A 26721-nucleotide genomic window follows, 5' to 3' on the forward strand; every position below is an offset into this window, starting at 1 on the left:
TTACGGGCGCGCCGCCGCGCGCACCATCCGTTCCAACGCATCCAGAAACCGCGCGCGGTCGGCCTTGCTGAACGGTTTGCCGCCGCCTTGCCGAAACGGGTCGGCGGCGCGCATATCGGCCATCAGGTCGCGCGTCGCCAGCACATTGCCGATATTGGCCTGCGTCAGCGGCTCACCGTTATGTTTCAGCACCAAGGCGCCATTGGCGATGCAGCGCGCGGCAAGCGGGATGTCGCCCGTAATCACCACATCGCCCTTGGTTGCGCGATCCGCGATCCAGATGTCGGCGATATCAGGACCATCCGGCACCACCACGGTTTGCACCAAAGGATTGGCCGAAGGCCGGATGCCGCCGTTCGAGACGACGAACATTTTTAGCCCATGTCGGGTGCCGACACGTTCCACCTCTGCCTTGACCGGACAGGCATCGGCGTCGATGTAGATCATGCGTAGAGTGCCTGCGCATGGAAATCGACATGGTCTTCCATGAAGGTCGCGATGAAGAAATAGGAATGGTCATAGCCTTTTTGCAGGCGCAACACCCCGTCCTGCCGGCGCGCGGCCATGGCGGCGGCCAGATGTTCGGTGCCCAAAAGATCGCCAAACTGGTCCGCCGTGCCGGTGTCGATCAGGACGGGGCCATCGAAACCTTTGTCCTTCATCAGCAGCGTGGCGTCATGCGCGGCCCATGCACTCTCGTCCGCGCCCAGATAGGCGGTGAATTGCTTGCGGCCCCAATCGCTCTGCGTCGGATGGCAGATCGGCGCAAAGGCCGATACCGACCGAAACCGCCCCGGCAGGCCCATCGCCAGCGTCAGTGCGCCATGCCCACCCATCGAATGGCCAGTGATCGCTTGGCGGTCCATGTCGAGCGCGAAATTGGCCCCGATCAGGTCGGGCAATTCACGGCTGATGTAATCCCACATCCGGAAATGCGGCGCCCAAGGGGCTTGGGTCGCGTTCACATAGAACCCCGCCCCCTGCCCCAGATCAAAGGCGTCATCATTGGCAACGCCTTCACCGCGCGGCGATGTGTCGGGGAACACGACAGCGATCCCCTGTTCAGCGGCCCAGCCCTGCATCCCGGCCTTGATCATCGCGTTTTCATGGGTGCAGGTCAGGCCCGACAGGAACCACAAGACCGGCACAGGGCCGAGGGCGGCCTCTTCGGGCACAAACAGGCCAAAGGTCATGTCGACACCACAGGCATCCGATGCATGGCTATAGACGCCCTGTGTGCCGCCAAAGCAGCGGTTTTGCGATAAAGTCTTCATCTGTTCGTCCTATCCCATGAAACCCGTGACCCAACCGATCACCAACGACACCGTCACTACGCTACCCGCGGTGGACAGCAGGATCGACGCCGACACGCGCGAGGGCGCAACGCGGTAATGCTGCGCCAGAATGAACACATTGCCCGCCACCGGCAGAGCGGCCGCAGCGATCATCACACCGGCGGCATATGGGTCGAGTGTAAACACCAAAAGCGCGGCAATGGCCACAGCCGCAGGGTGCAGCACCAGCTTGCAGAATGTCAGCCAGCCTGCGACCGCGACGCGTTCGGCCGATTTGGTGGCCAGCGATGCGCCGATGGCGAACAAGGCCCCCGGTGTCGCGGCAGCGCCCAGCAGGACCATGAATTCATTGACCGGCACCGGCACGGTCCAGCCAAGCGACGACACCGTCAGCCCCAAGGTGATCGACACGATCATCGGGTTCTTGATCAGCCCCGTGAACACGGTAACAAGGATCACGGGCGACATACGCCCGTCGCGCGATCCGGTGATCAGGATCACGATCAGGCTGCCAAAAACGATCAGGTCAACCGCCAGCACCAGCATGATCGGGCCAATGGCTGGTTCACCCAGCAGCAGCACCAGCATCGGGATGCCAAGGAAACCGACATTGCCGATCACGGCGCATTGCGCCTCGACCGCGGCTTCGGTCATCGGGCGGTTGCGGCGCAGGGCGACCAATGTGGCCAGCACATAGACCACGCTTGTGCCAGCCAGATAGGCAAAGACGAATTGCCAATCGAGGATCGCATCCAGCGACAGATTGGCCGAAAACCGGAACAGCATGGCCGAAAGCGCAAAGTAAAAGACGAATTTCGTCAGATAGGCGGTGGCTTCGGCGGAAAAGAACTTGGTTCGGCCAGAACCGTAGCCAAGCGCGATCAGCATGAAGAACGGCAAAGTCTTAAGAAAAATGTCCCACATCGCCTAATCAAAGGTCCGTGTCGCGCGCCCAAGCAACATAAAGGCGCGTGCCGTGCGCGTCTCTGCAAGCGCAAGCAGGTCGGTATCTGTGGCGTCTTGCGCAAATGTCACAAGGATTTCGTCGAAACGGCGCATGAAATGATGCACCGCATCGCGAAAAATCGTGTCTTCGCGCATCCGCGCCGCCACAACCGCCAGCGTGGCACCATCGCGCACGGCACCCAATCCGTCGATGCCGCGTCCGCGTTCACCCGTGGCGAAACGGCGCCACAGATCGGCACTCGCGGGGTCGGGGCGCAGGTCGTCCATATAGATACCATCTTGCGACAACAGCGTCAGCACATCCTGACTGGCCTGCACCAGACGGCGCGCCTGCCGGTCACGCAAGGCCCGGCGCAATGCGGCGAAACCATCGGTATCATCCTGATTTTCTGGAAAGTTCAAGGCGCGCACCAGATCGGGGCGTTGCAACGGCGGATCGTCATCCTCGGGGCCTGGCCCCAGCGCCAGCGTCGGCTGGTCAGCCTGCCGTTGCGCGGGGACGCGCGGCGCGATCTGGCGCGACATCTCGCGGCGGGATGCAAAATGCGACGCGGCAGCATCGGGGACTGGTTCTGCCACCGGCGCTGTGGGGGCCATTCTGGTGTCGATCAAGGCTTGTCGCAAGGCATCAAGCGCGCCTTGCAGGCTTTGTGTTTGCGCGACCATCCGGCGCGCTGAACGCGCCGAGACCAACGCGATCCACGCCATACCGACGGGTACGCACATCGCCAGCAGCATCACGACATGACGCAAACCACCGGAATCCGCTGGCAGAAACCAGAAGAAAAGGCCCATGCCCACGACCCAGAAAACGGACAGCGCGGCTGCCAGTGTTTCGGTCTGCGTCACGCCCTGCAGATCATCGGTGTGCGGCCTTTTCGGCATCGCCTGCGCACTTTCTATTTGTAGGTGATTTTCAATATCTCGTAGCTGCGCACACCGCCCGGTGTGCTGACCTCGATACTGTCGCCTTCGTCCTTGCCGATCAAGGCCCGCGCAAGTGGCGATTTCATGTTCAGCTTGCCGCTTTCGATATCAGCCTCGTATTCGCCGACGATCAGATAGGTTTTTTCCTCGTCGGTATCTTCATCGACCAACAGGACGGTTGCGCCAAATTTCACCGGACCTGAAAATTTCGACGGGTCGATTACGTCGGCCAGCGAAATCACGCCTTCGAGTTCCTTGACCCGCCCTTCGATAAAGGACTGTTTTTCCTTGGCGGAATGGTATTCGGCATTTTCCGACAGGTCACCATGTTCGCGCGCCTCGGAAATGGCACGGATGATCGCAGGGCGCTCCACGGATTTCAGATGCTTCAGCTCTGCATCGATCTTGTCGAAACCCGCACGGGTTAGTGGAATCTTTTCCATTCGGCAGGCCCTCCCGGGCGAAAAGTGTCAGTCCGACGTTCATAGCCTATCAGGGCAGAGCAAAGTCAAGGCCTGCCGCGATATGTGGGCGCACCGGCGCATTTTCACGCCGTGTCCTGATTGCCCCCTGTGAAAGCATCAGGTAACGCTTGGTGCGACAGGATGAAAGGGGCTGCCCCCGATCTTTAGAGGCCCGTTTGCCAGAGGATAGACAATGACCCAGATCGAACGCGAAGCGATGGAATATGATGTCGTCATCGTCGGCGCAGGCCCCGCAGGTCTGTCCGCCGCGATCCGCCTGAAACAGCTTGATGCCGATCTGAACGTTGTCGTTCTTGAAAAAGGGTCAGAGGTCGGCGCGCATATCCTGTCGGGGGCCGTGCTGGACCCTGTCGGGCTGAACCAGCTGATCCCCGACTGGAAAGCAAAAGGCGCGCCGCTGAACGTGCCGGTGACGCAGGACAATTTCTATATGCTGGGGCAGGCCGGACAAATCCGCATCCCCAATGCCGTTATGCCGCCTTTGATGAACAACCACGGCAATTACATCGTGTCGATGGGCAATGTCTGCCGCTGGCTGGCCGAACAGGCCGAAGAACTGGGGGTCGAGATTTTCCCCGGCATGTCCTGTTCCGAAGTTATCTATGGCGCGGATGGCGCGGTCAAAGGTGTCGTCGCCGGTGAATTCGGCAAGAACACCGATGGCACCCAAGGGCCCAACTATGAACCCGGCATGGAATTGCACGGCAAATACGTGTTCCTTGGCGAAGGCGTGCGCGGATCATTGTCCAAGCAGGTGATCGCGAAATATGCGCTGGACGCGCATTCCGACGTGCAGAAATATGGCCTTGGCATGAAGGAAATCTGGGAAATCGACCCCGAAAAACACCGCCCCGGCACCGTGACACATACGATGGGCTGGCCGCTGGATGCCAATGCAGGCGGCGGGTCATTCATCTATCATCTTGATAATAATCAGGTTTATGTCGGCTTTGTTGTCCATCTGAACTATAAGAACCCTTATGTTTTTCCTTACATGGAATTCCAGCGGTTCAAGCATCACCCGATGGTGGCGGAATTGCTGAAAGGCGGCAAACGCGTGGCTTATGGCGCGCGCGCGATTTCCGAAGGCGGGTACCAATCGCTGCCACAGCTGGCGTTTCCGGGCGGCGCGCTGCTGGGCTGTGCCGCAGGCATGGTCAACGTGCCGCGTATCAAGGGCAACCATAATGCCATGCTGTCAGGTATTGCCGCCGCCGAGGCCGCCTGCGCCGCGATCAAGGCAGGCCGCAGCGCCGATCTGCTGGCGGATTATGAAACCGAGGTGCGCAGCGGCCTGATCGGGCGCGACCTGCGCAAGGTGCGCAATGTCAAACCATTGTGGTCACGCTATGGGCTGGCGGCGTCGCTCAGCCTGGGTGGCGCGGATATGTGGCTCAATACATTCGGGATCCAGCTTGGCACGCTCAAGCACGGCAAATCCGATGCCTTGGCGACCGAACCCGCCGCCAAGCACAAGCAGATCGACTATCCCAAGCCCGACGGCAAATTGTCGTTCGATCGGCTGACCAATGTCGCCTTCAGCTTTACCAATCACGCAGAAAGCCAACCTGCGCATCTGCAATTGAAAGACCCCGCCATTCCGGTGGCTGTGAACCTGCCGAAATTCGCAGGGCCATCGGCACGCTATTGTCCGGCAGGGGTCTATGAATTTGTCGGCACCGGCGATGACACGCGGTTCCAGATCAATTTCCAGAACTGCGTGCATTGCAAGACCTGCGACATCAAAGACCCCAGCCAGAACATTGTCTGGACGGTCCCGCAGGGCGGCGACGGGCCGAATTACCCTAATATGTAATCGCATATGCCCTGCCGCAATGACATGCGGCAGGCTCTGTGGGTTCAGGACAAAAAGGCGGGATCAGTTCGCGCCATTGGCCAGCGGCCCCAGCGCATTCAACCCCTTGAGGATGTCAATCGCATAGGCCAGCTGATAATCCTGTTCGCGCAATTGCGCCGCGGTTTCGGCGCGGGCGCGCTCTTGCTCGATCTGAAGCAGCTGGTCTTCGGACAGGCCGTTCTTCAAGGCACCGCGCAAGTCAGCTTCGGACCGCGTCGCGGGCGCGTCGTCTTGCTCTTCGGTGGCGGGTTGCGGGCGCGGCTGTTCCACGATGATATCGGGGGAAATACCCAAAGCCTGAATAGACCGGCCCGACGGCGTGTAATAGCGCGACGTGGTCAGGCGCATTGCCCCCTCACCGCGCAGTGGCACAACAGTCTGCACCGACCCTTTGCCAAAGGAATTGGTGCCCACGATGATCGCCCTGCGATGGTCCTGCAAGGCCCCCGCCACGATTTCAGACGCCGAGGCAGACCCGCCATTGATCAACACCACGATCGGCTTGCCTTCGGCCAGATCGCCGGCGGCGGCGTTAAAGCGTTCGCCATCCTCGGGGTTGCGCCCGCGGGTCGATGTGATCTCGCCTGCGTCAAGAAACGCATCAGCCACAAAAATCGCCTGATTGAGCAAGCCACCGGGGTTGTTGCGCAGGTCCAGGACGATCCCGTCGATATTGTCCAACCCGCCGGCGGCGGCGACCTGTTCGGCCATGCCATCGCGCAGGTTGGGGAATGTCTGTTCATTGAAGGTGGACACGCGCAGGACGACGGCATTGCCTTCGGTCCGCGTGCGCACCGCAGTCAGCTTGATCGTGTCGCGGATGATCGACACGTCGAAAGGTTCCACCTCGCCTTCGCGCACAACGGTGATCACGATTTCCGACCCGACAGGGCCGCGCATCAGGTTCACGGCATCATCCAGCGTCAGGCCCATCATGCTTTCGCCATTCACGGCGGTGATGAAATCGCCTGCCATGATGCCCGCTGCATCCGCAGGCGTACCATCCATCGGCGACACGACCTTGACCCAGCCTTCTTCCTGCGTGACCTCGATCCCAAGACCGCCGAATTCACCCGATGTCTGCACCCGCATCGCGGCGGCGTCTTCGGCGGACAGATAGCTGGAATGCGGGTCAAGCGATGTCAGCATGCCATTGATCGCAGCCTCGATCAGCTCGCGGTCGTCAACCTCTTCGACATAGCCCGCGCGGATCCGTTCAAAGATATCGCCGAACAGATCCAGCTGTTCATAGACGTTGGCCTGCTGGCCCTGTTCCTGCGCCAGCAGCGGACCCGCCACCTGACTTGTCACCAGAAGCCCTAGCAAGGCACCGCCTGTCGCGGCCATCATCAGCTTTTTCATCGGTTTTCCCATTCTATTCCAGCGCGAACCATGCATCCGGATTGACCGGACCTTGCCCGCCTCTGACCTCAAGATAAAGGGGCTGCGTGGTCTGACCCGCGTCAATCGCCTGATTGTGACGAGAAGTAGCGTCATCCATCCCGATATCCCCCCCCATGAGACCAAGTGGCGCACCGGCTTCGATAATCTCGCCGGGCTGGCCAAAGGCTTCGGCCATGCCGGCGATCACGAACAGCACATCCTGCGCCGGTTCCAGAATGATCACATTGCCATAGTCAAGCAAGGGTCCGCGAAACAACAGCGTCGCGCGCACCGGCGATGTAACCAGCGCACGGGGGGCCGCGGCAATCGTGATTCCGGGGCGGTCACGGGTGCCGGTGCGGATGATCCCCGCAACCGGCAACGGCAGATCGGCGGCGGGCGCCAGCGTTGCGCCCTCGGGCATGCTCAACCCCGCCAATTCGGATGCCAGCGCAGCCAGCGTCTGCGCCGTGGCGACACGCTGGGCTGTCTGCGCCGGATCTTCGACAAAACGGCGCGGCACATCCTGACGTTCCGAAATCGCGCGGCCCAAGGCAGCCCGTGCGGTCTGGGCAGAATCCAGCCCGTCGCGCAACATATCCGCCGCCGCGATCCGCCGGTCGCGCAGGTCACGCAACGCGTCAAGTTCTCGCTGAAGCCGGACCACATCATCGCGTAAGGCAGGCGTCAGATCGGCAATCATCATGCCCGCGCGCAACGCGCCCACCGGCCCTGCGGGATTGGCGAACATGACAGGCTGCGGGCTTTGGCCGATACTGGCCAGCACCATCAACAGCCCTGCAATCTCGTCACGGCGCGCAGCCAGTGCGCTGGCCACCGCTGCCTCACGCTCGGTGATCTCGCGCAGGCTCTGGCGCATCGCAATCAGCCCTGTCTCATAGGCCTGCACCGTCTGGGTCAGGGCGGTGACCTGATCATCAGCACCTTCCGCCGCCCCCAACTGCGCGTTGGCAGCCAGCAATTGTTGGGCGGCATCATCCGCCGTTTGTTGGGCGGCAAGGGGCAGCGCCAACAGGATCAGGAGGGCCGCAAATCTCATCGCTGGATCAAGGTCCGGCCGGTCATTTCCGGCGGCAGGTCCAGCCCCATCAGGTCCAGCACCGTCGGCGCCAGATCGGCCAACCGCCCATCGCGCAAACGCACCCCCGCTGGCCCGCCAACCAAGGCCACAGGCACGGGGTTCAGCGTATGCGCGGTATGCGGCCCGCCGGTGATGGGATCAACCATGGTTTCGCAATTTCCATGATCCGCCGTGACGATCATCGCACCGCCCGCGGCCTGCAATGCGACCAGCACCGCACCCAGCCCCGCATCCACAGCCTCGCAGGCTTTGACAGCGGCCCCGATATCGCCGGTATGGCCGACCATATCGGGATTGGCGTAATTTGTGACGATCAGGTCATAGCCCGCGCCAATCGCCTGCACGAAGGCCTGTGTTACCTCGGCTGCAGACATTTCAGGCTGCAGATCATAGGTCGCAACCTTGGGCGATTGCGGCATATGGCGGTCCTCGCCCGGATAGGGGGCCTCGACCCCGCCGTTGAGGAAAAACGTCACATGCGGATATTTCTCGGTCTCGGCCAGCCGAAACTGGCGCAGACCGTGCTGCGCGACCCAAGCCCCCAACGTGTTCTGGATGTCGCGCTTGGGAAAGACGGTCTCGAACCAGCCATCATGCCGATCCGAATAGGACACCATGCCCAAAAGCGCTGCAAGCGCGGGTTTGTCCCGCGCAAAGCCATCGAAATCCGGGTCAGCAATGGCGGCCAAAATCTCGCGCGCGCGGTCGGACCGGAAGTTCAGGCAGAAAAGCCCGTCACCGGCCGCAAAACCGGCATAATCACCGATCACATGGGCGGGGATAAATTCATCGGTCTGGCCCGCCTCTTGGGCCGCCGCCACCGCCGCCAGCGGATCAGGCGCCATCAGCCCCTGCCCCAGCACCATGGCGCGATAGGCGGTTTGCACCCGTTCCCAGCGATTGTCGCGGTCCATCGTGAAATAGCGGCCCGTCACAGTGGCAATGCGCGCCTGTGACGGCAATATGTCCATCAACGCACGCATGAAATGGCGGGCCGAGGATGGGGCCACATCGCGCCCGTCGGTGACGGCATGCACGACCACCGGCACACCCGCATCCGTGATCGCGCGTGCGGCGGCGGCGATATGCACCAGATGGCCGTGCACGCCGCCATCCGACACCAGCCCCATCAGATGCGCTGTCCCACCGCTGGCGCGCAGCTTTGCAATGAAACCCGCCAGCGCGGCATTATGAAAGAACGACCCATCCTCGATCGCCAGATCGATCTGGCCAAGATCCATCGCCACGACACGTCCCGCGCCGATATTGGTATGGCCGACCTCGGAATTGCCCATCTGGCCGGTCGGAAGGCCCGCATCATTGCCATGCGTCAAAAGCCTGGCATGCGGCCCTTGCATGATCGCGTCAAAATGCGGGGTATGGGCAAGCTTGGGCGCATTGCCTTCGGCATCCTGGCGCAGGCCCCAGCCATCAAGGATGCACAACACGACAGGTTTGGGTGCGGACATAGCGAAACTCCTTCACTTGCCTGCGTGTCATACCGCCGGATCAGCCCAGCGCCAACCCGACCGGCAACTTCTTTTTTCCACAAATACTCCCCGCGCGGAGCGCATCAAAGTCTGTGATACGGCCCACCCGACAGGATCGACGCCGCGCGGTATAACTGCTCGGCCAACATCACCCGCACCAGCATATGCGGCCAGACCATCGCCCCGAAACTCAAGCTGGCATCCGCATCCGCGCGCAGGGCAGGGTCGATCCCATCCGCGCCACCAATGACAAAGGCCACGTCCTGCCGCCCCTGATCGCGCCATCCACCCAACATATCGGCAAATTGCGGCGATGACATTATCTTGCCGCGCTCATCCAAGCTGCAGATCAGCGCGCCATCCGGCACCGCACGGCGCAGCAATGCAGCCTCGGCTGCCATGCCGCCGCCCTTCTTGTCCTCGACCTCGATCATCTGCGCGGGGCCAAGCGCCAGCGCGCGCCCCGTGCGGTCAAACCGGGTCAGGTAATCATCGTATAAATTACGCTCCGGGCCTTGCCGCAGCCGGCCCACGGCGCAAATCTGGACACGCATCAGCCAGCGGCGACTTTGCCCGGCTGCCACATCTTTTCAAGCTGATAGAACTCGCGCACTTCGGGGCGGAAGATATGGACGATCACATCGCCAGTATCCACCAGCACCCAATCGCCGGTTTCCTTGCCTTCGGTCTTGGAAATGATGCCCAGCTCTTGCTTGAGCTTATCCGCCAGCTTTTCCGCCATGGCGCTGACCTGACGCGTGGACCGGCCGGAGGCGATGACCATATAGTCACCCATTTCCGACTTGCCGCGCAGATTGATCTGCACGATGTCTTCGCCTTTGTCATCATCAAGGGATTGCAGAACAGCCGCCAGAATGGTTTCGCTATTCACGATATTCAGAGCCTGCATGGCATAGGCTCCGATGGTGGCCGCCGGTGCAGCCGATTGGGAAAGAGACAGTGCATTGTCCTCCTGGGTTGGCGCCGACAAAGCCTCGGCGCAGGGCATAGCTATAAACTAGCAATCGCTCTGCCGTTTTTCAACAAATCCGAGAGGCGAACGCGCCCCTGTGGCGCAATTCACGCGCCTTGGCAATGCCCGATCAGGCGGTGGGGTCGATGAAAGCCTTGCCATCAGGCTTCGACAGCACCTGCGCCAAGCCTGTCATCGTCGCTGACAGCGGCACAATTCCTGCAACATCAGTTGTCCAACTGCCTGTAACGAAACGTTCTTGAATGGTGGCAAAGGCCTGCGGCACGCGGGCGGGGTCCACCTCTTTCATCCAGCGCGTCAGCCAGAATCCTTCGATCCTTTTGCTTTGAAAGATCAACTGCCCAAGCTCGGCGAGTTTTGGCGCATCGGTTGACAGCTTGCCGTAATTGACCCAGCGCGCGCCATTGGGCATGGCGAAAAACAGATCGGCGGTGAATTGGTCACCGACAGCATCCAGCAGGATGCGGGGTTTATGCGCCTTGAACGCGGCATGTGCCTGCCCCAGCGGATCAGCCTCGCCCGTCACGATCACATCCGCAGCCCCCAGCGCGCGCAGTGCATCGGCCTGTGCGGCGCGGCGCACCACGGCGATGGGGGCGATTCCATGGTCACGGCCCAATGCGATCAGCAACTTGCCCAGTTGCGAACCAGCCGCGTTCAGCACGAAGCTGTCAGCGCCACTTTCCTTGACGATATCGAACATTGCGATCGCGGTCAGCGGGTTCACCAGCTGCCCCGCCGCATCCACATCCGACAGATCGGGCCGGCAGGGGATCAGCCCGCTGATATCGGTCATCGCATATTCGGCCCATGTGCCGGATGCGCCAGCAAAGAAACTGACGCGCTGGCCCAGCAGCGGGGTATCACCGGCGACAACCTCGCCCACACCTTCGAAACCGGCGGGCTGGCCTGCAACGCGCGGCTGGCCATATTCGCCCTTGATGAAATGGATATCTGACGGGTTCACGGCGGCCAGTTGCACCTTGATCACCGCCTGCCCTTTGCCCGGTGTCGGCACCGGAATGTCGCGCAAAGCCACGAAAGGGGAAGGATCGGCAAGATCGGGGCCGGTTTGGGTGCCGGCATAGCCATCATGCAATTGCACAAGGGCGCGCATCGTTTTGGGAAGTGTCATAAATCAAAGCTCGCAAATACAGGGGCGTGGTCGCTGGGTTTGTCCCAGCCACGCACATGACGCAACACACGCGACCCGTGTGCTGCCCCACTGATGTCGGGTGTCGCCCAGACATGATCAAGCCTGCGGCCCTTGTCTGCCGCATCCCAATCTGGTGATCGGTAGGACCACCAGCTGTAAAGATTGCCTTGCGGGACGTCCTGACGGGTGACATCGACCCATCCGCCCGCATCCATGACCTGCCCGAAATGATCGACTTCGATCGGCGTGTGGCTGACGACTTTCAGCAGCGCCTTGTGGTTCCAGACGTCATCTTCGCGGGGTGCGATGTTCAGATCGCCGACAAGGATGGATTTTTGCGGACGCGATGCGTGATAGGCATCGCGCATATCGGTCAGGTAATCGAGCTTGTTGCCGAATTTGGCATTGACCGCGCGGTCGGGGATATCGCCACCGGCGGGAACATAGTGATTGTGGATCGTCACGCCGTTTTCCAGCCGTGCCGCGACATGGCGGGCATGGCCTAATGCGGCGTAATCCTCGGCCCCGGCTTCCTGCAACGGCAATTTAGAGATGATGGCGACCCCGTTATACCCTTTTTGCCCGCGCGCGACCATATGGGTGTAACCCAAGGCGTGAAACTGCGCGACGGGGATCAGGTCAACGGGGCTTTTGCATTCCTGCAGGCACAGGATATCGGGCTGTTCTTCGCGCAGCATCTGCAACACCAGTTCTTCGCGCAGGCGGACAGAGTTGATGTTCCATGTGGCAAGGGTAAAGGGCATGGCGGGCTTTCTATCGGCAAATCAAAGAAGGGCGGCGGTTGGTGTGATGTGGCCGGTCACGCGGCCATCCCAGTTCAGCACCGGCGGGGTCATCCGTGCGCGGGCAGCGGGGTGATCCGCATTCAGCACACCCAGCTTGACCAGAATAGCAGCCATCGCACATTCGCTGGCCCGCGTCGCACCATCGGTGATCTTGAGCGCGACACCCAACCGCTTTTCAGGGATGATCGCGATAAACACGCCTTCGGCACCGGTTTTCACCGCGACCTTGCCACCCATCGCGCGCATCAATTCGGTACAGGCGCGGCCCTGCCCTGCGACCAGTTCGGGAAAGGCCATCATCGCCTCGGTCAGGTTTTGCGCTGCCACGCTGCGGGTGTCGCTGCGATCCTGCGCCGAGGCGAAAAACGCCATCGCGCGGGCCAGACCATGCACCGTGCAGGCATGGTTGGGGGCGGTGCAACCGTCGATGCCATAGCCGGGGCTGGTTTCCTGCGTGACTTCCTCGAAGGCGGATTTGCAGGCGACCTGCACGGGATGGTCGATCTGTGTATAATCCGGCCCTGCGTGCAGATGCTTGGTCAAGGTCAGGAAGCCGGCATGTTTGCCCGAACAATTGTTATGGATACGGCAGGGTTCGCGATGCGCCCGGATCATCGACAGATACAGGTCCTTGTCGCGCGACGCCTGCGGGCCACAGCGGAAATCGTCATCCCCCAGCCCCATGTCGGCCAGCCAATCGCCCACCATCGCCACATGCAAAGGCGCGCCTTCATGCGAGGCACAGGCCAATGCCAGCTGTTCGCCCTTCAGATGCGCGCCTGCGCCGCTTTCAAGCAGGGGCAGCGCCTGCAACATCTTGCACGATGATCGCGGATAAATGACCGCCTGCGGGTTGCCCCAGGCCTGCACGATCGCGCCATTGTGATCGCAGACGACCGCATGGCCCTGATGCAGGCTTTCGCACAGGTCGCCGCGCCAGACTTCGACCAGATCAACGGGATTTGTCATGTGATGCCTTCTTGGTTTGTTGCCGTCACTGCAGTAACCTGCCGAGTGAATTTTTCGGGGGTTTCCCCGAGGCGCTTTTTCTTGATAGCAAGCAAGTTAACGGGTTACAGACGTGCCTGCCAGTGCAAAGGATGCCGAAAGACGCGTCCAGGCTGGTGCGGACGTGCCGAGGCAACGACGGTTTGGAGACAACAGGATGATCTTGAAGACAATGAAAACAGCGGGGCTTTTGGCAGCGATAACCCTGTCAGGGATGGTCAGCGCCCAAGAGCAGAGCGAAAACCGCGTGACGGCAACATCCGACTGGTCCGTCTATGTCGAGGCAAGCCCGCGTGAATGCTGGGCCGTATCGGCCCCCGTCGAGACGATCAACACCCGCGACGGCAACACCGTCGATGTGAACCGTGGTGATATCCAGCTGATTATCTTTTACCGCCCCGGTGACACGATCATGGGGCAGGTCATGTTCGCGGGCGGCTATCCTTTTGCACCCGATTCAGTCGTGACAGCGCGGATCGGGGATGCGACCTACGAGTTCTTCACCCAAGGCAATTTCGCCTGGCTCCCCACGCCCGAAGACGATGCGCGCCTGGTTGCCGCGATGAAGCGGGGCGCCGATGCAACAATCGTTGGCCGGTCGGCACGCGGGACGCAAACCAGCGACAAGTTTAGCCTGATCGGTTTTACCGCCGCTGTGGACGAAGCTGCAAACCGCTGCGCGGGTTGATGGATTTGTAAGAAAACTTCTCTGCCTCCGGCGGGGATATTTATACTCGGAAGATGGGGGCGGTTTTCTTGTGGAATCCGGCTCTTTCGCCTATATGGCGGGGATATCCCTCCAGAAAGACCTATGATGGACGCCCAAGCCCCGATCACGCAAGACGTGCTGACCATTCCGCGCAAGGCCGCCGAAGGGTTGCCAAACCTTGTCGGCATGACCCGCGATGGGATGCGCGATGCATTGATCGCCGCTGGCACGCCGGAAAAGCAGGCCAAAATGCGCGTTGGCCAGATCTGGCAGTGGGTTTATCATTGGGGCGTGCGCGATTTCGCCAAGATGACCAATCTGGCAAAGGATTACCGCGCCATGCTGGCCGACAATTTCGTTGTGGCTCTGCCGGAGGTCGTCACCCGGCAGGTCAGCGGTGATGGGACGCGGAAATATCTGGTGCGGATCGCGGGCGGGCATGAGGTCGAGGTGGTTTATATCCCCGAAACCGACCGTGGCACCTTGTGCATTTCCAGCCAAGTGGGCTGCACGCTGACGTGCTCGTTCTGTCATACGGGCACACAGAAACTGGTGCGCAATCTGACTGCCGCGGAAATTATCGGTCAGGTGTTGGTTGCCCGTGACGATCTGGGCGAATGGCCGGTGCAGGGCACGCCCAAGGATGAAGTACGGTTGTTGTCAAATATCGTGCTGATGGGCATGGGCGAGCCGTTGTATAATTTCGAAAACGTCCGCGACGCGATGAAAATCGCGATGGACCCTGATGGCATTCAATTATCGCGCCGCCGGATTACCCTGTCGACGTCCGGCGTGGTGCCGGAAATCGCGCGCACGGCGCAAGAAATCGGCTGCCAATTGGCGATTTCGTTCCACGCGACCACCGATGAGGTCCGCGACAAGCTGGTTCCGATCAACAAACGCTGGCCTTTGGCCGATCTGCTGGACGCCCTGCGGACCTATCCCAAGGTCAGCAATTCGGAACGGATTACCTTTGAATACGTGATGCTGGACGGCGTCAACGACAGCGACGCAGATGCCCACCGCCTGATCAAGCTGATTGACGGGATCCCCGCCAAGATCAACCTGATCCCGTTCAACGAATGGCCCGGCGCGCCCTATAAACGCTCGTCCAACAACCGCATCCGCGCCTTTGCCGATATCATCTACAAGGCGGGCTATGCCTCGCCGATCCGCACCCCGCGCGGCGAGGATATCATGGCCGCCTGCGGACAGCTGAAATCCGCAACCGAACGCGCGCGCAAATCCAAAGCCCAGATCGCGCAAGAGGCGGGGCTGTGATTTTCTGTCATAGCTAACGGTTTTTTCACCAATTCATGGTGAAAGCGTTGCATGAAGTACGTCACCCCAGGTTTGCCATTCGAAATCATCGATACCCTGGAACATCTGGGTGGTCGCAACGATGCAGAGATTCAAAAGATCATCTGCGAGGCCCCGCGCAACGATTTTCATCGCAGTGCCAGAATGGCGCGCGACCGCGGGCATAAACCTGTTGCCGCCTGAAACTGGCGGCAACAGGCCATCATCTGGTCAGATCAACATGCGGACGGCGGCAGCGAATCGACGCCGTAGGCGCGTTTGAGGCCAAGCTGGCGTTTCAGACGCATCGCTGGATCGCTGCGATGATCGCGGCGACCTGCTGGTCGATCCGCACGGCAATTGTCGGGTTCTGCGGGATCTCCAGCGTTGCATATTGGCTGTCAAGCAGGCTGGCGGGCATGAAATGCCCTTGCCGCTGCGCCAGACGCGCCAGCACCACGTCACGCGGCGCATCCAGATAGGCGATGCGCAGGTCGGGAACAGCGGCGCGCAGATGGTCACGATAGGATTTGCGCAGCGCCGAACAGGCAAAGACCACCGGCCCGTTCTGGCGCGCCGCCTGCGCCGCCTGCCCCAGCGCATCCAGCCACGGCCAGCGCATCGCATCGGTCAAAGGCTGGCCTGCCGCCATATGCGCCACGTTCTGCGGCGGATGGTAATCGTCGCCATCAAGAAAGGTGCCGCCGATGGCTGTGGCCAGACCGGCGCCGACCGTGGATTTGCCACAGCCCGACACGCCCATGACCATGATCGCGGGATGCATGTCAGCGTCCGGGGATCGCGCTGCGCTTGGTGCCAGTGCCTTGCCATGTATCCATTGCCGCCAGCGCCTCCTGTGCGGTTTCGACAAAACGGAACAGATCAAGGTCATCGGCGGAAATCGTGCCAGCCTCGGCCAAAGCATCCCAGTTGATGATCTTTTCCCAAAACGCGCGGCCAAACAGCAAGAATGGCACCCGCCCCATGCGGCCGGTCTGGATCAGGGTCAACGCCTCGAAGGTTTCGTCGAGCGTGCCGAACCCGCCCGGAAACACGCAGATCGCCGCAGCCCGCATCAGGAAATGCATCTTGCGGATGGCGAAATAGTGAAAGTTGAAACACAATTCCGGCGTGACATAGATATTCGGCGCCTGTTCATGCGGCAGCACGATGTTGAGCCCGATAGACCGCCCGCCCGCATCCTGCGCACCGCGATTGCCGGCCTCCATCACGCCCGGCCCGCCGCCAGTGACGATGACATTTTCGGTGCCACCCGTCTGCAAGGACCGTTCGGTGACCAGCCGCGCGAATGTGCGCGCTTCGTCGTAATAGGCCGACAGACCCGCCAGCGTTGCGGTCTTGGCTTTGTGCTTTTGCGCCGGTTCGGGAATGCGCGCGCCGCCGAACAGGACCACGGTCGAATTTACTCCCGCCTCGTTCATCATCAGTTCGGGTTTGAGCAGTTCCAACTGCAACCGCACGGGGCGCAATTCCTCGCGCAGCAGAAAATCCTGATCGGCAAAGGCCAGCGCATAGGACGGCGCGCGCGTCTGCGGCGTGTCGGGGATATGCGTTGCGGCCTCGCGGTCCTGCTGGCTGTCACGAAACGGATGGCGACGGTCGTCTTTCATGGCATCTTCCTTGATTGCGCCCTTGGGCTGTTCCGGTCTATAGCCCCTTGCAACCGCGAGCCACAGCAAAACCGGAGAAACCCATGTCAAACGCCGCCCTGGAAACCGCCATCGAAGCCGCATGGGATGCGCGCGACACCATCACCCCCGCCACCAAAGGCGAGGTCCGCGACGCGATTGAAACCACGCTGAACGCGCTCGACAGCGGCACGTTGCGCGTGGCGGAAAAGCAAGGCGACGGGTCCTGGCATGTCAACCAATGGGCCAAGAAAGCCGTTCTACTGTCGTTCCGCCTGAACGATATGGAACCGATCTCCGGCGGCAATGGCGGCAGCACATGGTGGGACAAGGTGCCATCGAAATTCGACGGCTGGACCGCGGCCGACTGGCGCGCCGCCGGTTTCCGCGCTGTGCCGGGGTCGATTGTGCGCCGGTCCGCGTTCATCGGCAAGGGCGTCGTGCTGATGCCATCCTTTGTAAACCTTGGTGCCTATGTCGATGAAGGCAGCATGGTTGATGGCTGGGCAACCGTCGGGTCCTGCGCGCAGATCGGCAAGAACGTCCATCTATCGGGCGGCGTCGGCATCGGCGGCGTGCTGGAACCGATGCAGGCCGGGCCAACGATCATCGAGGATAATTGTTTCATCGGCGCACGGTCCGAAGTGGTCGAAGGCTGCATCATCCGCGAAGGGTCGGTGCTGGGCATGGGCGTGTTTATCGGCCAATCGACGAAAATCGTGGACCGCGCCACTGGCGAGGTCATGTATGGCGAAGTACCGCCCTATTCGGTCGTCGTTGCAGGCTCGATGCCATCTACCAACGGGATCAACCTTTACTGCGCCGTGATCGTCAAACGCGTCGATGAAAAGACACGGTCCAAGACCGGCATCAACGAATTGCTGCGCGATTGACATGATCCTCAGCCGGACCCTTGCGCGCAGGCGGATGGCGGCGGGCCAACAGCCGACGTTCATCATGGCCTGGGGTCCGGTCGCCGCCGATATCGCGATGATCGTGCTGCTGCTGGCACTGCTGTGGCAGCCGATCCTGACGGCGGTCTATATTGCGGGTTTGCCGCTGATCGGAACGATATTCGTCCTGTTGATCACCATCTACCTGCCCTTTCACATCGTCGTCGTGATATCGACGCTCTGGGCCGTGAAATCCCGCTGGATCGAGGAAGACAGCAAATGACCGCAAAAGAAAGCCGCCAAAAGGTGTTTACCCTGCTGGTCGAGGTGGGCCGCAACGCCGGTGACGGGTTGCCCGACGGGGCGACGGGTGCCGCGCTGATGTGCTACGCCTCCGGCGTGGACGAGGCAGAGGCCGTACGCGAAACGGTTGCTATCCTGAAACAGGCCGATCTCGCACCGCTGGACGTATCAGGCTATGGCACGCTGGATGAACGGCTGGCCGAAGGGCATGACATTCCCGATGAGGAACGCGCATTGATGCAGCGCGCGCTGGATGAAAACAGCGTCATCGTGGCCCAGATGACGCCGTTCTACGACAAGGCGGATTAAACCGCGACTTTCCGGCTTTCATCCAGATAAATCTCGCGCAAGCGCGCGGCGACAGGTCCGGGCTTACCAGTCCCAACAGCAGCCCCGTCGATTTCCACCACCGGCATGACAAACATGCTGGCCGATGTGATGAAAGCCTCGTCCGCGGCCTGCGCTTCGGGGATGGAAAAGCTGCGTTCCTCGACCTGCATCTGCGCCTCGTGGGCAAAGCGCAGTACGGCGGCGCGGGTGATACCATGCAGGATCTCATTGCCCAGATGGCGGGTGATGATCGTGTTGCCCTTGACGATATAGGCATTGTTGGATGTGCCTTCGGTCACCATCCCGTCCTCGACCATCCAGGCGTCATCAACGCCTGCGGCCTTGGCCATCATCTTGCCCATCGAGGGATACAGCAATTGCACCGTCTTGATGTCGCGGCGCGCCCAGCGCTGGTCGGCGACGGAAATGACCTTGATCCCGGTCTTGGCGACAGGACTGTTGGCAAGGCCCGGCTTGTTCTGGGTGAACAGCACAACCGTCGGCGTACAGGTTGCCGGGTCAGGAAATGCGAAATCACGGTCACCGGGCGCACCGCGGGTGATTTGCAGATAGATCATGCCTTCCTCGATCCCGTTCAGGCGCACCAATTCGCGGTGAATCTCCAGCAGATCAGGCAGGCAATCGGGGTGCGGCATGTCGAGTTCGTTCAAGGACCGTTCCAGCCGTTTGGCGTGACCGGCGAAATCGATCAGCTTGCCATCCAGCACCGATGTGACCTCATAGACGCCATCGGCCATCAGAAAGCCGCGGTCAAAGATCGAAATCGTGGCTTCGTTTTCGGGCAGATAGGTGCCGTTGACATAGACTGTGCGCATATTCATCCCCAAAGGTCGGCGGCGGGCGGATGCACGCCGTTGTCGTCAAAGTGCAAAGGTGCAGCACGGTCTTCGGCCAATAACAGCGGCCCGTCAAGGTCCGTGAATGCAACGCCCTGCGCCAGAATCGTCGCAGGGGCCATCGCCAGCGATGATCCGACCATGCAGCCGACCATGATCGCATATCCTTCGGCCTGCGCCTGCGCCTTCAGCGCCAGCGCCTCGGTCAGCCCGCCGGTCTTGTCCAGCTTGATATTCACCATGTCGTACTTGCCGCGCAGGGCGGGCAGGCTGGCACGATCATGGCAGCTTTCATCGGCGCAAACCGGCAAGGGCCGCGCGATTTCGGCCAGCATGTCATCGGCCCCCGCAGGCAGCGGTTGTTCGACCATCTGCACGCCAAGCCGGATCAGATGGGGCGCCAGATCGGCGTAAACCTCCGCCGTCCAGCCTTCATTGGCATCGACGATGATGCGGGCAGCGGGCGCGCCACGGCGCACCGCCTCCAGCCGGGCCATGTCATCGGGCGTGCCGAGCTTGATCTTCAACAGCGGGCGATGCGCGTTTTGCGCCGCCTGCGCCTGCATCGCCTCGGGTGTATCGAGCGACAGGGTGTAGGCGGTGATCGCAGGGCGCGGCGCAGGCAGACCCAGCAGGTCCCAGACACGTTTGCCCGCCTGCTTGGCCGCGTGATCCCAGAACGCGCAATCCAGCGCATTGCGTGCGGCCCCTGCGGGCAGGGCGTCCGGCAAATCCGCCCAGCCCCCTGTAAATCCGGCAATCTGCGCCGTCACATTATCCAATGTCTCGCCGTAACGGGCATAAGGCACACATTCACCGCGCCCCGCCACCCCCTGCCGCGCCAAGGTCACGGTCAAAACCTCAGCCGCGGTCCGCGACCCGCGACTGATGGTAAAGACCTGCGCCAAACGAAACACATCGCGTTTTATATCGACCGTCATCATCTTCCGAGCCCAAATATCCCCGCCGGAGGCGTCGGATTTCGCCAGAAATCCGGCATCAGATCCCCTCCAGCGCATCAACCAGCCGCGCCGCCCCCTGCCGGAACGTATCGACTGTCGGCAGATCCATCCGGCCTTCGACCTCCGCCAGATAGGCCAAAGCCGCATCCTGGGACATATGCTGTGTGTTGACCGAGACACCCACGATCTGACAGGCGGGGTTGGCGATACGGGCAATCGGCAGGACCATGTCGCGCAACGCCTCAAGGCGCGGCAGGGCATAGTCGGGCAATCCGCGCATATGCTTGCGCGTCGGTTCATGCGCCAGCACCAGCGCGTCGGGCTGGCCGCCATGGATCAACGCCATGGTCACGCCGGAATAGGACACATGGAACAGGCTGCCCTGCCCTTCGATATGATCCCAATGGTCGGGGTCGTTGTCGGGGGTCAGGTATTCGACCGCACCCGCCATGAAATCCGCAACCACTGCATCCAGCGGCACGCCGCCACCGGTGATCAGAATGCCGGTCTGGCCGGTGGGGCGGAAGGTCGATTTCATGCCGCGCTTGCGCATCTCGATATCCATGGCAAGGCCGGTATACATCTTGCCCACCGAACAATCCGTGCCAACGGCCAGACAGCGCTTGCCGATGCGTTTGACGCCATTGGCAATCGGATAGGCGACCGATGGCACACGCACGTCGAACAACGACCGACCATGCGTCTTGGCGGCGGCCACCAGATCGGCCTCGTCACGCAGCAGGTTGTGCAGGCCGGACGCCAGATCGAACCCCAGCGCCAGCGCCTGCAACAGCACCTCTTTCCACGCGACAGAGATCACGCCACCACGATTGGCGACACCGATAACCAGCGTCTTTGCACCGGCGGCCCTGGCCTCTTGCAGCGTCATGTCAGCGATGCCGACATCCGCGCCGCACCCCGGCATCCGGTACTGGCCGACAGCATTATCCGGCCGCCAATCCTTGATCCCCTGCGCTACCTTTGCGGCCAGCTGGTCAGGCGCATCGCCAAGAAACAAAAGGTAAGGGGTCTGGATCATCGCAAGCTCCGGTCAATCGGTTAACGTCTTGTGCAGCATATCGCGGAAAACACGGAATGATCTTTGCAAATACGTTGCAAATTCACATATTATTCGCAGCTTCTTGCGCCATTATCGAAAAATGTCGCAGAAATTCCCGCGAAAAGAATCCAAAATGCCAATCAATCCGCGAACAGAAAAGCCCGGACGCGAACGCCCGGGCTTTGTGTCATCACGAAAGCGTGGATCAGCTTTTCGAGAACTCAGGATAGGCTTCCATGCCCAGCTCGCTCAGGTCGAGACCGGTGATTTCTGCTTCCTGGCTGACGCGGATGCCGATCGTCATCTTGAAGATGTACCACACGATCAAGGAGACAAAGAAGGTGAACACACCATAGGCTGCGATACCCGTCAGCTGCGTCATCAGGCTGGTGCCATCGTTGTAGAAGACAACGGCGATGGTGCCCCAGATACCGGCGAACAGGTGGACAGGAATTGCACCGACAACGTCGTCGATCTTCAGCTTGTCCAGCAGCGGCACGGCGAAGACCACGATCGCACCACCAACAGCACCAATCCAAAGTGCGCCAAACAGCGACGGATAAAGCGGTTCTGCGGTGATCGCGACCAGACCGGCCAGCGCGCCGTTCAGCACCATGGTCAGGTCGATCTTCTTGTACAGGATCTGCGTCAGGAACAGCGCGGCCACGGCACCGGCAGAGGCTGCCATGTTGGTGTTCGCAAAGATCCGGCCAACATCGGTGATGTCACCCACGGTGCCAGCCGCCAGCTGCGACCCGCCGTTGAAACCGAACCAGCCCATCCACAGGATGAACGTCCCCAATGTCGCCAGCGCAAGGTTGGAACCGGGCATCGGGTTGACGCGGCCATCCTTGTATTTGCCCAGACGCGGACCCAGCACAATGGCACCAGCCAAAGCAGCCCAGCCACCGACCGAATGCACGATGGTCGAACCGGCAAAGTCGGAAAAGCCCAGTTCGGACAGCCAGCCGCCACCCCACTGCCACGACCCCGAAATCGGATACATGAAGCCGGTCAGCACGACGACGAAGGCAAGGAACGGCCAGAGCTTGATCCGCTCAGCCAGCGCACCCGACACGATGGATGCAGTGGCCGCAACGAACATCAGCTGAAAGAAAAAGTCGGACGCGACAGATGCGTAATCCAGCGACGCATCGGCAGCAGCCAGACCAACAGGTTCCAACACGGTGACATTGAAGAAACCACCGACATAGCCGTTGAAATCACCCGGGTACATCAGGTTAAAGCCGACCAGCCAGTACATGATGCCAGCAATTGAAAACAGCGCGATGTTCTTGGTCAGCTGCGTTGTCACGTTCTTGGACCGGACCAGACCGGCCTCCAGCATGGTGAATCCTGCCGCCATCCAGAACACCAGAAAGCCGCCCACAAGGAACAGCAGGGTGGTCATAAGATAGGGGCCGATTTCGTCGAATGTCGGCGCGACTTCGGCCATCTCTTCGACAGCCCCGGCAGCTTCCTGCGCGAAGCCGATGACCGGAAGCAGCGCAAGCCCCGCCCCAAGTGTAATCAGTTTTTTCATATTCATGGGTTTGTTCCTCGTTACGCCGCGATCACAGCGCGTCATCATTTGTCTCGCCGGTGCGCACGCGCACAGCGCTTTGCACGTCGAGTACGAAAACCTTGCCGTCGCCGATCTTGTCGGTCTTGGCGGTGGTGGTGATGGTGGATACGACCTGATCGGCCATGCTGTCAGGCACGACAATCTCGAGCTTCACCTTGGGCACGAAATTCACGGCATATTCCGCGCCGCGATAGATTTCCGTATGGCCCGACTGCGATCCGAACCCCTTGATTTCTGACACCATCATGCCGCGCACGCCGACGGTGGTCAGCGCTTCGCGGACCTCCTCGAGCTTGAACGGCTTGATTGTTGCAATAATGAGTTTCACGTTCTTCCCCTCGCAATGGATTGCGGCAACACCCAGCCCGGCGTCCGCTTGCACGCAACAAAGAACGCGGCAGTGCAGCATCGGCAAGGATTTGCCGGTGCGGGGATAGGTTAAGATCGGGTGACTTTGCACAATTATTGTACAATTTAATCGCTTTGCCTGATTAATAGGCAGATCAAAAAGCGAAGAGCGCGACTCATCGCGTCTCTACAATTCCTTTCGATCCGTTTAAGATGTGTCAAAACACACGCATAAGCAGTCGGGCGGATCATGAGCAGTAACGGCAAAAGACGGACACCGCTGGTGGCCGACAAACGCTATCAGGGCAAGGCGACCCCGAAAAAGCCTGCCGCCAAGAAACCGGCGCCCGCGCGCAAGCCCCGCACCCGTAAAACTGCGCGTCGCGGTCGTCCGACCACATTGCTGGGGTGGCTGTTCTGGCCGTTCCGCATCCTGCTGCGGATCATCTGGGCGATCAGCTGGCGTGCCGGGCTTGTCGCAGCGCTGATCATCACGGGTGTTTCGATTTATTTCGCCCAACAGATGCCGCCCGTTCAAACGCTGATCGACCAGCGCGCGCGCGGCTCTGTCACGATGGCCGACCTGACCGGCGAGGTCTTTGCCTGGCGCGGCGACCAGTTCGGTGGCATGGTGACAGCGCGCACCGTGTCACTACATCTGCATAATGCGGTCATCGCGGTCGAAGACCGCCGGTTCTATGCCCATTTCGGCCTGTCGCCGCGCGGCATCGCCTCGGCCATCCGCATCAACCTGAGCGAAGGGCGCGGCCCTTTGTCCGGCAACGGCGGGTCCACGATCACCCAGCAAACCGCCAAACTGCTGTGTCTGGGCGTGCCTTATGAGTCCAGCGCTTGGGAATCAGAGGCCGATTACGAGGCCGATTGCCGCCGCACAACGCTGGCCCGCAAGGTCCGAGAGGCGTTTTACGCCATGGGCATGGAAATCGCCTATACCAAAGAAGAAATCCTGACGCTCTATCTGAACCGGGCCTATCTGGGTGCGGGCAGTCGCGGGTTCGAGGCTGCGGCCCAACGCTATTTCGGGATTTCGGCAGCCGAGGTGAACCCCGCACAGGCGGCGATGCTGGCGGGATTGCTCAAAGCACCGTCCACCCTTGCCCCCACCGCGAATATCGAACGCTCGCGCGAACGCGCCGCCGTGGTCGTGCGCTTGATGGAGGGACAGGGCTATCTGACCGCCGCCCAAGCGCAAGAGGCGATCACCAACCCCGCCGCCCTGTCGCGTGCCGCCGAGGCGCGGTCAGGCGGGTTCTTTGCCGATTGGGTGATGGAAAGCGGGCCGGAGTTTTTTACCCGCAACACCACCGAAGACGTGATCATCCGCACCACGCTTGACCAGCGCATCCAGCGCGCCGCCGAAGAGGCGCTGGTGTCGGTGTTCGAAAACCTGGTCGCTGACGGGTCAGAGGCGCAGGCCGCCATCGTGGTCATGTCCGCAGACGGGGCTGTGCGCGCCATGGTCGGCGGGCGCAACCTGCGGGCCACAGGCGCGTTCAACCGTGCGACACAGGCGCTGCGCCAGACCGGATCGGCGTTCAAACCCTTCATCTATGCGGCAGCACTTGATCTGGGCGTGTCGCCCTATGCGATGGTCAATGACGCGCCGCAATGCTGGTCGATCCGCGGATCGCGTGAATGGTGCCCCGAAAACTATGACCGCGAATTCAAGGGCCCGGTGACCCTGACACAAGCATTGGCCGAAAGCCGCAATCTGCCCGCCATCGTCCTGTCCGAGGATGTAGGCCGCGAATATGTGCGCAACGTCGCCAACGGCTTTGGCCTGCAAGGCGAACTGGCCGAAGGGCCTGCGCTGGCGCTGGGTGTGTCGGAAAGCACGCTCTTGAACATCACGGGTGCCTATGCCGGCATCCTGAACGGCGGGTCGCAGGTGACGCCTTATGGTCTGCTCGATCTGCGCATTCAGGGCGATCCTGCGGTATTGATGGATTCGCAAGGTGTGGGCATCGGCAACCGGATCATCAGCGAACAGGCCGCGCGCCAGCTGACATGGATGATGACCCGCGTTGTCGAGGAAGGCACGGGACGGCGCGCACGCATCGACGGCTGGGAAATCGCGGCCAAGACCGGCACGACCAATTCGGCGCGCGATGCCTGGTTCATCGGCTTTACCGGCGATTACGTCACCGGCGTCTGGATGGGCTATGACAACAACACCCCGTTAAGCGGCGTGACGGGGGGCGGCCTGCCTGCCGAAATCTGGCGCGAAACCATGGTGCGTGTGCTGGAAGGGCGGATGCCCACGCCACTGCCGATGACGATGCCACAGACGGCGGCCCCCGCGGGTATTCTGGAAAGCCAGGGTGGTGAGGTTGTGGACGACGACATCGTCAACCTGCTGGACCTGCTGGTCGGCGGCGAGGCAAACTGACAACAGCCCGCTAGGGTCAGGACCCATTAAATGCCTTGATGCTGGTTTGTCGTCATGATTCACGACCACCAATGATTTGGGGGTACGATGAGCAATCTTTACTGGCTGACAGAAGATCAGATGGTGCGGCTACGGTCGTATTTCCCAAAGAGCCGAGGTAAGCCGCGCGTCGATGACAGGCATGTTTTGAGCGGCATTATCTTCATCAATCGCAATGGGTTACGCTGGTGTGATGCGCCCGTTGCGTATGGGCCACCCAAGACGCTTTATAATCGCTGGAAACGTTGGAGCGATGCAGGTGTATTCGCTCGGATAATGACAGGCTTGGCAGCGGAGGCACCCGACAATAAGACCATCTCGATCGACGCGACTTACCTCAAAGCACACCGCACGGCCTCAAGCCTGCGGCTTAAAAAGGGGGGCGTGGACGCCTAATCGGTGAGACAAAGGGCGGCATGAACACAAAATTGCATGCTGTCACTGACACCAGCGGCCGCCCAATCCGTTTCTTCATCACGGCTGGTCAGGTCAGCGATTATACCGGTGCCATGGCTTTGCTCAGCAGTCTACCGGATGCTGAATGGCTATTGGCGGATCGGGGTTATGATGCAGATTGGTTCCGGGAAGCCTTAGCAGACAGAGGGACTCGTCCCTGCATCCCAGGTCGAAAGTCACGCAACAAGGTCGTCAGATACGACAAGCGTCGCTACAAACGCCGGAACCGCATCGAGCGCATGTTTGGCAGGCTCAAAGACTGGAGACGCGTCTCAACCCGCTATGATCGTTGCCCCAAGGTCTTCCTATCGGCAATCGCTCTCGCCGCAACCGTCATATTCTGGTTATGAG

29 protein-coding genes are annotated in these 26721 nt (G+C 60.9%); 9 read left to right on the forward strand and 20 right to left on the reverse strand.

The window, feature by feature from the left end; genetic code table 11:
- From ACPF9B_RS11420 to greA, 5 genes are read right to left on the reverse strand one after another with little or no spacing between them, the layout of a single operon-like run.
- Positions 1–447 carry a YaiI/YqxD family protein gene (locus ACPF9B_RS11420; RefSeq protein ID WP_007206754.1) on the reverse strand — a complete coding sequence of 149 codons (447 nt, stop codon included), beginning with the start codon at positions 445–447 and terminating at the stop codon, positions 1–3.
- Entirely contained in the window at positions 444–1274 is an 831-nt protein-coding gene (fghA, locus tag ACPF9B_RS11425) for an S-formylglutathione hydrolase (protein ID WP_007206753.1), read from the reverse strand. The genes ACPF9B_RS11420 and fghA overlap by 4 nt, the downstream gene beginning before the upstream one ends.
- 9 nt (positions 1275–1283) lie before the next feature.
- Complete coding sequence (locus ACPF9B_RS11430) at positions 1284–2219, reverse strand: AEC family transporter (protein WP_040482999.1); 936 nt, start codon at positions 2217–2219, stop codon at positions 1284–1286.
- A gap of 3 nt (positions 2220–2222) precedes the next feature.
- Positions 2223–3146, reverse strand: a complete 924-nt coding sequence (locus ACPF9B_RS11435) for a hypothetical protein (protein ID WP_007206751.1) — start codon at positions 3144–3146, stop codon at positions 2223–2225.
- 14 nt (positions 3147–3160) lie between these two features.
- A complete protein-coding gene (gene greA / locus ACPF9B_RS11440) occupies positions 3161–3631 on the reverse strand; it encodes a transcription elongation factor GreA (protein ID WP_007206750.1) in 471 nt (156 codons plus the stop codon).
- Positions 3632–3845: 214 nt separating this feature from the next.
- Between greA and ACPF9B_RS11445 the strand changes: the two genes are divergently transcribed.
- On the forward strand, positions 3846–5489 hold the full coding sequence (locus ACPF9B_RS11445; protein WP_424177498.1) for an electron transfer flavoprotein-ubiquinone oxidoreductase: 1644 nt from the start codon (positions 3846–3848) through the stop codon (positions 5487–5489).
- Positions 5490–5552: 63 nt separating this feature from the next.
- On the opposite strand, the gene ACPF9B_RS11450 is transcribed toward ACPF9B_RS11445, so the two are convergent.
- The 8 genes from ACPF9B_RS11450 to ACPF9B_RS11485 form a co-directional block, all read right to left on the reverse strand.
- Positions 5553–6893, reverse strand: coding sequence for a S41 family peptidase (locus tag ACPF9B_RS11450; protein WP_007206748.1), 1341 nt, complete (start codon positions 6891–6893; stop codon positions 5553–5555).
- Between the two features lie 13 nt (positions 6894–6906).
- Entirely contained in the window at positions 6907–7974 is a 1068-nt protein-coding gene (locus ACPF9B_RS11455; RefSeq protein ID WP_424177500.1) for a murein hydrolase activator EnvC family protein, read from the reverse strand.
- Positions 7971–9485 carry a 2,3-bisphosphoglycerate-independent phosphoglycerate mutase gene (gene gpmI, locus ACPF9B_RS11460; RefSeq protein WP_424177502.1) on the reverse strand — a complete coding sequence of 505 codons (1515 nt, stop codon included), beginning with the start codon at positions 9483–9485 and terminating at the stop codon, positions 7971–7973. Before gpmI ends, ACPF9B_RS11455 begins: the two co-directional genes overlap by 4 nt.
- 104 nt (positions 9486–9589) lie before the next feature.
- Positions 9590–10060: a 23S rRNA (pseudouridine(1915)-N(3))-methyltransferase RlmH gene (gene rlmH / locus ACPF9B_RS11465; RefSeq protein WP_424177504.1), complete on the reverse strand. Its 471-nt coding sequence runs from the start codon at positions 10058–10060 to the stop codon at positions 9590–9592.
- Positions 10060–10515: a ribosome silencing factor gene (gene rsfS, locus ACPF9B_RS11470; protein WP_007206744.1), complete on the reverse strand. Its 456-nt coding sequence runs from the start codon at positions 10513–10515 to the stop codon at positions 10060–10062. The genes rlmH and rsfS overlap by 1 nt, the downstream gene beginning before the upstream one ends.
- A 94-nt stretch (positions 10516–10609) precedes the next feature.
- The gene (locus tag ACPF9B_RS11475; RefSeq protein WP_424177506.1) at positions 10610–11635 is read right to left on the reverse strand and encodes a zinc-binding dehydrogenase; all 1026 of its coding nucleotides are present in this window, start codon (positions 11633–11635) and stop codon (positions 10610–10612) included.
- Positions 11632–12420 (reverse strand): exodeoxyribonuclease III, encoded by a 789-nt coding sequence (locus ACPF9B_RS11480; protein WP_424177508.1) that lies wholly within the window; start codon positions 12418–12420, stop codon positions 11632–11634. The genes ACPF9B_RS11475 and ACPF9B_RS11480 overlap by 4 nt, the downstream gene beginning before the upstream one ends.
- Before the next feature lie 21 nt (positions 12421–12441).
- Positions 12442–13431 carry an asparaginase gene (locus ACPF9B_RS11485; protein WP_424177510.1) on the reverse strand — a complete coding sequence of 330 codons (990 nt, stop codon included), beginning with the start codon at positions 13429–13431 and terminating at the stop codon, positions 12442–12444.
- 196 nt (positions 13432–13627) lie between these two features.
- Here ACPF9B_RS11485 and ACPF9B_RS11490 point away from each other — a divergent pair, with 196 nt between their 5' ends.
- The 3 genes from ACPF9B_RS11490 (at position 13628) to ACPF9B_RS11500 (ending at position 15682) form a co-directional block, all read left to right on the forward strand.
- Positions 13628–14158 carry an invasion associated locus B family protein gene (locus ACPF9B_RS11490; RefSeq protein WP_007206740.1) on the forward strand — a complete coding sequence of 177 codons (531 nt, stop codon included), beginning with the start codon at positions 13628–13630 and terminating at the stop codon, positions 14156–14158.
- A gap of 126 nt (positions 14159–14284) precedes the next feature.
- Positions 14285–15460 (forward strand): 23S rRNA (adenine(2503)-C(2))-methyltransferase RlmN, encoded by a 1176-nt coding sequence (gene rlmN / locus ACPF9B_RS11495; protein ID WP_040483319.1) that lies wholly within the window; start codon positions 14285–14287, stop codon positions 15458–15460.
- A gap of 51 nt (positions 15461–15511) precedes the next feature.
- Positions 15512–15682 (forward strand): hypothetical protein, encoded by a 171-nt coding sequence (locus ACPF9B_RS11500; RefSeq protein WP_424177513.1) that lies wholly within the window; start codon positions 15512–15514, stop codon positions 15680–15682.
- Between the two features lie 94 nt (positions 15683–15776).
- Here ACPF9B_RS11500 and ACPF9B_RS11505 read toward each other — a convergent pair whose 3' ends face one another.
- Positions 15777–16262 (reverse strand): gluconokinase, encoded by a 486-nt coding sequence (locus ACPF9B_RS11505; RefSeq protein WP_424177515.1) that lies wholly within the window; start codon positions 16260–16262, stop codon positions 15777–15779.
- 1 nt (position 16263) lies between these two features.
- Positions 16264–17109: a TIGR00730 family Rossman fold protein gene (locus ACPF9B_RS11510; protein WP_424177517.1), complete on the reverse strand. Its 846-nt coding sequence runs from the start codon at positions 17107–17109 to the stop codon at positions 16264–16266.
- 83 nt (positions 17110–17192) lie between these two features.
- On the opposite strand from ACPF9B_RS11510, the gene dapD reads away from it, so the two are divergent.
- The 3 genes from dapD to ACPF9B_RS11525 are packed head-to-tail and all read left to right on the forward strand — an operon-like array spanning position 17193 to position 18632.
- A complete protein-coding gene (dapD, locus tag ACPF9B_RS11515; RefSeq protein WP_424177519.1) occupies positions 17193–18020 on the forward strand; it encodes a 2,3,4,5-tetrahydropyridine-2,6-dicarboxylate N-succinyltransferase in 828 nt (275 codons plus the stop codon).
- A gap of 1 nt (position 18021) precedes the next feature.
- Positions 18022–18303: a hypothetical protein gene (locus ACPF9B_RS11520; RefSeq protein WP_040482996.1), complete on the forward strand. Its 282-nt coding sequence runs from the start codon at positions 18022–18024 to the stop codon at positions 18301–18303.
- Positions 18300–18632, forward strand: a complete 333-nt coding sequence (locus ACPF9B_RS11525; RefSeq protein WP_007206733.1) for a hypothetical protein — start codon at positions 18300–18302, stop codon at positions 18630–18632. Before ACPF9B_RS11520 ends, ACPF9B_RS11525 begins: the two co-directional genes overlap by 4 nt.
- Here ACPF9B_RS11525 and ACPF9B_RS11530 read toward each other — a convergent pair.
- The 5 genes from ACPF9B_RS11530 to ACPF9B_RS11550 form a co-directional block, all read right to left on the reverse strand.
- Positions 18629–19495: a D-amino-acid transaminase gene (locus ACPF9B_RS11530; RefSeq protein WP_424177521.1), complete on the reverse strand. Its 867-nt coding sequence runs from the start codon at positions 19493–19495 to the stop codon at positions 18629–18631. The genes ACPF9B_RS11525 and ACPF9B_RS11530 overlap by 4 nt on opposite strands.
- Complete coding sequence (gene dgcA, locus ACPF9B_RS11535) at positions 19492–20451, reverse strand: N-acetyl-D-Glu racemase DgcA (protein WP_424180415.1); 960 nt, start codon at positions 20449–20451, stop codon at positions 19492–19494. Before dgcA ends, ACPF9B_RS11530 begins: the two co-directional genes overlap by 4 nt.
- Before the next feature lie 58 nt (positions 20452–20509).
- Complete coding sequence (gene dgcN / locus ACPF9B_RS11540) at positions 20510–21511, reverse strand: N-acetyltransferase DgcN (protein WP_424177523.1); 1002 nt, start codon at positions 21509–21511, stop codon at positions 20510–20512.
- A gap of 226 nt (positions 21512–21737) precedes the next feature.
- Entirely contained in the window at positions 21738–23081 is a 1344-nt protein-coding gene (locus ACPF9B_RS11545) for an ammonium transporter (RefSeq protein ID WP_040482995.1), read from the reverse strand.
- A gap of 25 nt (positions 23082–23106) precedes the next feature.
- Positions 23107–23445 (reverse strand): P-II family nitrogen regulator, encoded by a 339-nt coding sequence (locus ACPF9B_RS11550; protein WP_007206728.1) that lies wholly within the window; start codon positions 23443–23445, stop codon positions 23107–23109.
- A 270-nt stretch (positions 23446–23715) separates the two neighbouring features.
- Here ACPF9B_RS11550 and ACPF9B_RS11555 point away from each other — a divergent pair, with 270 nt between their 5' ends.
- Both ACPF9B_RS11555 and ACPF9B_RS11560 read left to right on the forward strand, forming a co-directional pair.
- Entirely contained in the window at positions 23716–25875 is a 2160-nt protein-coding gene (locus ACPF9B_RS11555) for a transglycosylase domain-containing protein (RefSeq protein ID WP_424177526.1), read from the forward strand.
- Between the two features lie 87 nt (positions 25876–25962).
- A protein-coding gene (locus ACPF9B_RS11560; protein WP_424177528.1) for an IS5 family transposase occupies positions 25963–26720 on the forward strand; the annotation gives its coding sequence in 2 pieces (ribosomal slippage) (positions 25963–26287 and positions 26287–26720; 759 coding nt in all).
- Position 26721: the final 1 nt, after the last annotated feature.

The sequence above is a fragment of the Yoonia sp. TsM2_T14_4 genome (assembly GCF_049602355.1).
Taxonomy (GTDB): Bacteria; Pseudomonadota; Alphaproteobacteria; order Rhodobacterales; family Rhodobacteraceae; genus Yoonia; species Yoonia vestfoldensis_A.